Origin of the sequence: Caballeronia sp. (assembly GCF_049581465.1) — a bacterium.
In the GTDB taxonomy this organism is placed as follows: domain Bacteria; phylum Pseudomonadota; class Gammaproteobacteria; order Burkholderiales; family Burkholderiaceae; genus Caballeronia.
This window is the reverse complement of record NZ_JBAUSA010000447.1, coordinates 1-6,027: the sequence shown is the minus strand read 5'-3', so window position 1 is coordinate 6,027 and position 6,027 is coordinate 1. Positions and strand designations below refer to the sequence as shown.

Below are 6,027 nucleotides of genomic sequence, written 5' to 3'. Positions count from 1 at the left end.
GCCTGGATCAAATGATGGCGCGACAGGCCCCGGTCGTTCGGGCCGTCGCCCATTGGAAAGCGTGCTTTCGTGGCGATCAGCACGGCGCCGGGACGCTTGCCGCCGAGCGCCTCGCCGACGATTTCCTCCGACGCGCCATTCGAATACACGTCCGCTGTATCGATCAGGTTGACGCCCGCTTCGATGCACATGTCGATCTGGCGGCGCGCGTCGTTCAGGCCCACTTCCCCGACGCTCGCGAATTTTCCCTTGCCGCCCATTGTCATCGTGCCTAGCGTGATGGTTGACACTTTGAGGCCCGAACGGCCGAGTTGACGATATTCCATGGTGCAATCTCCTATAACTGTTGCTCAGGATTCAGGACCGGCGCGCGGTCGTTTCTTACGCTTTGGCACAGGCAAATCGTGTGCCCGTTTCCTGCATTGGCGCGCGCCCAGGCATTTGACAATAACGGAAACTGACTTATCATTCCAACAGGAATATATGCTTACATTGTGCGGATTTTCTGATTAATTCTATTTTCGACGCATGGGAGGCACCGCGTGGACCTGAAGCAGCTGGAGCATTTCGTGGCAGTCGCCGAAGAGCGGCATTTCACGCGTGCTTCGCGGCGCCTCAATCTCGTCCAATCCGGGTTGTCGGCGTCGATCCGCGCGCTGGAGGAAGACCTGGGCGGGCCGTTGTTCATCCGTAGTACGAGGCGTGTCGACCTGACCCCGGCTGGCGAAGTGCTGGTCGAAGAAGCGCGCCGCGTGCTCGCAGCCGCACGCGACGCGCGGCACGCGGTGACTCAGGTTCATGGCCTCGCGCGCGGCCGGCTCAGGATCGGTGCGATTCACGGCCTCGCGCCGTTCGTCGACCTGCCGGCTTCTCTTGGGCAGTTTCGGGCCGCGTTTGGCGGGATCGATATCGAGCTGACACTCGATGGCTCGCGTGCGTTGATTGACGAGGTGCGTGAAGGGCGTCTTGACATCGCGTTCACGCAGCCGTCGGATCCGCAGCCCGACGATATCGGATCGCGCATGTTCGCCTGCGAGGGGATGGTCATCGTCTGCTCGACGGATCACGAATTTGCGGGCGCGAGCGAGCTCAAATTGTCGGATCTCAGTGAAGAGACGTTCGCCGATCTTTGCCCGGAGTGGAGTGTGCGGCGGCTTGTTGATCGAAGCTTTGCAGCCGCAGGGCTGCAGCGCCGGACCGGCTTCGAGGTCAACGACATACCCATGTTGCTCGAACTGGCCGCCCAGGGCCTTGCGATAACGATGGTGCCCGAATCCGTCGCCGCAGCCAGGGTACGCGACACGCGCGGGGCGCCGGTCGCGACAGCAACGCTGTGCGCAACCGAGGAGCCCTGCTGGGAGCTCGCCGCGTTCTTCAAGGGCCGCGCGGGCGAGCCGCTCACACCCGTAGCGCGGGCCTTCCTGGACTTGCTCAAATTGCCCGACGTGGTGGCCTGACGCTCGCTGCCCACTTTTCATTGCCGGGTCAGGCGACTCCGCTCTCGTCGCGACCGGCCAAGTATCGGACAACGTAGCAGTGCGCAAGGCCGACGAACCGCAACGATCTTTTGACAGCAGGTTTTCCACGTGGCATATGTGTCCCTCAATCTTCGCCGCGTAGAATTGTCGGCTCATGCTTGAGCGTAATGTTCGCTCTGTCAGATCATGTGGCAGCAGGCTTCATCCTGCTCGATTTATTGTCTTGCCCGTTTTAATTCGTTTCCGTTCGTTAGGCACCGGTAACTAACAAAGGAATTGCGCGATGGCGAAGATAACTCCAGACGTGGGCCCGCGGTATCCGCAGGTGGTTGTCCTTTTCGGCGCCACGGGCGACCTGGCCCGACGCAAGCTATTACCCGGCTTGTTCCACCTGTCGAGCGCCGGCTTCATCCCGGGTTGCCGGATCATTGCTGTCGCGCTCGATGACATCAAGCTCGAGGACTTTCGCCAGACGGCAAGGGAAGCACTCGATGAGTTTTCTTCTCGCAAGATTGCTCAGACAGAATGGGATGCTTTCGCTGCCAACCTCGACTACGTGTCGATGGCCGCAGGAGCGGGTGCACTCGCTGCCGCAGTGGACAAGGCCGAGCAGACATTTGAAGACGAGTGCCGGCGACTGCACTATCTAAGCGTACCGCCGAACGCTGCGTTATCTGCAGTACGAATGCTTAAGGAAGCGGGGCTTGTCGAGCGTTCCCGAATCATCATGGAAAAGCCGTTTGGCACTGATCTGGCGAGCTCGGTGTCATTGAATGCCAAGCTGCATGAAGTCTTCGAAGAAGAACAGATTTTCCGGATCGATCACTTCCTTGGCAAAGAGCCCGCGCAGAACATTCTCGCGTTCCGCTTTGCGAACGGTCTCTTCGAACCGATCTGGAATCGCAACTTCATTGACCACGTCCAGATCGACGTTCCGGAGACGCTAGGGCTGGGTAAGCGCGTGGGGTTCTACGAGCAGACGGGAGCGTTTCGTGACATGGTGGTTACCCATCTGTTCCAGATTCTCGCGTTCATGGCAATGGAGCCACCCACTTCCCTGGAGCCGTCACCGATCAGCGAGGAAAAGAACAAGGTGTTTCGCAGCATGCTGCCCATCCAGCCGGGCGACGTAGTCCGGGGGCAGTACGCCGGTTATCGATCCGAGGAGGGCGTCAGCCCCGATTCGGAAACCGACACCTTCATTGCCCTGAAGTGCTCCATCGACAACTGGCGTTGGGCAGGCGTACCGTTCTACCTCCGTACCGGAAAGCGACTTGCCGAGGGGCAACGGATCATTTCCATCGCGTTTCGCGAGCCGCCAAAGAGCATGTTCCCGGCGGGATCGGGCGTCGGCGCGCAAGGCCCGGACCATTTGACATTTGACTTGGCGGACGCCTCGAAGATGTCGCTCTCGTTCTACGGCAAACGGCCAGGTCCCGGCATGCGGCTGGACAAACTCAGCTTGCAGTTCGCCATGCATGACACGGGTTTGATAGGCGATGTGCTTGAGGCCTACGAGCGATTGATCCTTGACGCCATGCGGGGGGATCGCACTCTATTTACGACGGCGGAGGGCATCGAGCGACTGTGGAAGGTATCGACTTCCTTGCTCGAGTCCCCTCCGCCAGTTCGCTTCTATGAACCGGGCTCATGGGGGCCGAAGGCCATCCATCAGCTCATCGCGCCCCGTGCCTGGCGGCTTCCGTTCGAACGAGCGTGGCGAGATCCCAATAAGGCCGGTAGCTGACCAACGCGTGTCACGCGTGTGACACGCGGTCGCGCCGTGACTAGAAACGCAACGCGCCGCTTCCTGGAGATTTGCTGTGCCGCTTAGTCGCGTCGTCAACGGGTTCTTCTTCGCACTTTGGGTTGCGGTTTGCGCAGCCGCCCCCGAGTTTCTCTGGCAGGGATTGCTTTCCGTCTTCGGGCACTTCACGTGGGTCACGGGTGCATCGGCGCTGTTGATCGGCGCTATCCTGGCATTCTTCGTCGAGCCGGTTCTGGAACGACTCCGCAGCCTGCGCTTGCATCCCGCGCATGAAGAGAAGAGCCCGGCGTTTGCTGCGTGCACGGGACTGGCGTTCGCGATTGTGGCCGTCTGCGTCCACGAGGCGATTACGGTATACGTGGACGCCAGCCATTCGAATGAACGCGCCGACCAGAACGTCGTGCACGCCATGTCGCAAGCATTCCAGTGGGCGGTAATCCCGTTCGCGATTACGCTCGCGTGGCTCGGCGCTCGCTCGAAATTATGGATCGCCTGCACACTGACGATAATCGCCGCGCTGGTCATCTATGGGACCGGACGCTACTTCGGATGGTCTACTCGCGAGAGCATCACGACCGCCGTACCGTGCGCATTGATCCTCGTTGCTGGGGATTTGCGCGTTCGCCGGCACTGGGACCACCTTACATTCAGGCGCTGCGCCCACGTGAGCGCCGTCATTGCGGTGGGCTGGCTTGTGGCCTCGGGTGCAGTGCAGTTGGGGCTGTCCCTCGGCGATGTACAAGGATTCTCGGTTTACGCGTGGCGTGATTTTGGGATCGACTTTCGCTTTTATCTCGGCTGGATCATCGGTCTGATCGTGGCGCCAGGTCCCGTGTCGACGCAATGGAAACGCTTGTAAGGCGACGTGGGCCGCCCTCGATCGTGACTAGCGCGATGCACTGCGAATGCCTTATGGCCGCTGAAAGTCCGGAGTTGCGGGAAAGCCGGGCGTGTCGGTGCCCTTGGCGCCCCCGCGCAATGCATGCCCGGACGACGAAGTATTTTTAACTACGCCACCCTATACGCTCTCCGCATTCTTTTCAGAGGCTACGTTCGCTTCCGCTGCCTGAATATTCTTCGGGGATTGCTTGCGGCCGATTGCTAGATCGCATCCGTCTTTCTCTAGTTGTACTAACTCTGTGCGTGCCTCAGCATGTGTTACTGGCTGATTCGATTGAGCGTAGGACACAGCGGGAATGGCAAGGGTGACTGCAATTGCGATTGCTTGCATCAAAGATTTTATGACACTGCCATCAACACGTCGTTTCACCGCCAACAGCCCTGTTCGCGTTTCGTTAGTAAGAGTCTAGGCGGAGGCGCGCTGAGTACTAAGACGTCAGCAATCAAAGGATTGTTGACTGACGCTCAGGAAAGTCATGCTGGCTCTCGCCAGAGCGCGTTGACATTCAGGGTGCGGTTTGGCGGCCGGCTTCCGTTGGCGTGTATGGGTCGAGGTTGGAGCGGGTTCTGCGAGCGACAGCGGTCGGTGTAAGTGGAGATTCTCTTGGCGTGCGACGCATTTGACCGAAGAGTCACAATGCGAGGCAATAATGGAGTCGGGACGATGCCGTTTTCGTATGAATATATCTCAATGTGATATATAGGGCCGCGGGAAGATTTGCCGTTTTTCCGTAGCACAGCGCTTGCGTTTCTATTGCTTCCAGGATCGCCGTTCATCACGCAATACGTTGTCATCTGGTCAACAGTGGTGTGACAAAAAAGATAGCGCGGAAGGGCTAGCATCGGCGACGGTGTGCGCATTGGACAACTCGTCTCGGAAAGCGCTCTCCCGCAGGGAATAAACCGTGCGTTAGAGCCTATTTAAGTCTGAACTGCGCTACGTTTGGTTGTTCGTTATAAAAGTACCGATGCGTGTGCGCGCGCCAACAACCCATATTTTCACAATCCCGTTTTCATTGTTGTCAAATCGAAAATTGTGAATTCTTTCCCCCTCCATTGATGTCCGTCCCAGAACGCCTAGACTCACTGTCAACAAACGTTGGCACTAGCTCAGCGCCTCGTAATGAACCGTGCAAAGGAAAAGCAATGAACTACGACTCCTCTACCCTCGAAAAAGCCGGCGCTCTAATCGGCGCGAGTGAGCGGGGCGACGCGCTTTCGCCGTCGACCGGAATCTCGCCAGGGACTAGCAGCAAGAATACGCCAGCAAGGAACTGGGCGTGGGCGCACGCCACTGATTCATACGACTGGATGGACTCGGTCGGTCCGCTTTCAACTTCAGATTTGTCGGACTGAGCGTGGCGTTCGAAGAGGGGGCCCTCTTGTTCTCTCGAGTTTTGGGCGCTGTCGGGTAACTGATGCGGGGCAGTCCATCATCGGGAAACACTCAGGAATTCTATTGAGTGTTTGTCGTTAAATTCGGTGCGTTTCGCACCGATATAGTCAAGGTACGGAGGAATTAGCAATCGGCCCGGTGCGACACGAGGGTGTTCGAAAATTGAATAATGTCAAAGATGTGGTGAACCAGGTAGTCGAACTCGTGGCTGATAACGCGAAGAAAATGGCCGTTCTCGGGGCACGAACGATGGTTCTGGGCAAGTTCCATGATGCAGTCTTGCCCCACCTCACCCCCTTACAGCGCGTCGAGGTCATTGGATCATTTCGACAGGGCATTGAAGATGCCATGTCGCGAATGGACGATGTGGCGCTGCCCGCCGAATATCACTCGACGCTGCTTGACCTGACCAATGGCATCCTCGCCGGACTGGGTGAGGAGTTTGCGACGCGTCAGTGAGAAGACTCGCGAGTCAACATGCGCTG

7 protein-coding genes are annotated in these 6,027 nt (G+C 58.4%); 5 read left to right on the top strand and 2 right to left on the bottom strand.

What is annotated here, in order from left to right; genetic code table 11:
- Positions 1–326, bottom strand: a 326-nt coding sequence (locus tag WCA53_RS11090; protein WP_423909226.1) for an aldo/keto reductase, incomplete at its 3' end; no start/stop codon positions are given.
- 216 nt (positions 327–542) lie between these two features.
- Between WCA53_RS11090 and WCA53_RS11085 the strand changes: the two genes are divergently transcribed.
- The 3 genes from WCA53_RS11085 (at position 543) to WCA53_RS11075 (ending at position 4,105) form a co-directional block, all read left to right on the top strand.
- Positions 543–1,457 (top strand): LysR family transcriptional regulator, encoded by a 915-nt coding sequence (locus WCA53_RS11085; protein ID WP_423909223.1) that lies wholly within the window; start codon positions 543–545, stop codon positions 1,455–1,457.
- Between the two features lie 304 nt (positions 1,458–1,761).
- Positions 1,762–3,225, top strand: a complete 1,464-nt coding sequence (gene zwf / locus WCA53_RS11080) for a glucose-6-phosphate dehydrogenase (RefSeq protein ID WP_423909219.1) — start codon at positions 1,762–1,764, stop codon at positions 3,223–3,225.
- A gap of 76 nt (positions 3,226–3,301) precedes the next feature.
- Positions 3,302–4,105, top strand: coding sequence for a hypothetical protein (locus WCA53_RS11075; RefSeq protein ID WP_423909215.1), 804 nt, complete (start codon positions 3,302–3,304; stop codon positions 4,103–4,105).
- Positions 4,106–4,264: 159 nt separating this feature from the next.
- Here WCA53_RS11075 and WCA53_RS11070 read toward each other — a convergent pair whose 3' ends face one another.
- Positions 4,265–4,477: a DUF4148 domain-containing protein gene (locus tag WCA53_RS11070; RefSeq protein WP_423909212.1), complete on the bottom strand. Its 213-nt coding sequence runs from the start codon at positions 4,475–4,477 to the stop codon at positions 4,265–4,267.
- A gap of 815 nt (positions 4,478–5,292) precedes the next feature.
- Here WCA53_RS11070 and WCA53_RS11065 point away from each other — a divergent pair.
- A complete protein-coding gene (locus tag WCA53_RS11065; RefSeq protein ID WP_423909209.1) occupies positions 5,293–5,502 on the top strand; it encodes a hypothetical protein in 210 nt (69 codons plus the stop codon).
- 202 nt (positions 5,503–5,704) lie between these two features.
- On the top strand, positions 5,705–6,001 hold the full coding sequence (locus WCA53_RS11060) for a hypothetical protein (RefSeq protein ID WP_423909206.1): 297 nt from the start codon (positions 5,705–5,707) through the stop codon (positions 5,999–6,001).
- Positions 6,002–6,027 lie beyond the last annotated feature (26 nt).